Raw genomic sequence first — 329 nt, forward strand, 5'->3', positions numbered from 1 at the left:
CGAAATTGGTCAGCAGGATCTTGAGCAGGGAGACGCAGCGCCCGTCCGGCGTGTAGCTGTGGCAGATTCCCATGCCATTGGTGGCGCCGATGCCCTCCTTGCCCTCGGAGCTGCGCCTGGGCGCGCCGCTACTGGCGCAGGAGGCGTCGTATTTTGCCGCATCCGCGAGGATTTCCAGCTTGTCGGTCAGTTCCATGGGCCAGGCGCTCAACTGTATATATATACAGTATCTTACACCATTCCCATGGATGGGCGCACGCGCTGTGCGCCAGGATGTGCAGTCTTGTCAGGCCTCTTGCGGCGCCGCTGCCCTCAGGCCCGCTTGGCCT

Annotated in this window: 1 pseudogene; it reads right to left on the reverse strand. The window is 62.6% G+C overall.

From position 1 onward, the window contains the following. Positions 1-196 (reverse strand): annotated as a pseudogene (locus tag F1735_RS34545) (putative DNA modification/repair radical SAM protein); the annotation flags it as partial. Positions 197-329: the final 133 nt, after the last annotated feature.

This window comes from Massilia genomosp. 1, assembly GCF_011682185.1.
GTDB classification, from domain to species: domain Bacteria; phylum Pseudomonadota; class Gammaproteobacteria; order Burkholderiales; family Burkholderiaceae_D; genus Telluria_A; species Telluria_A rubra.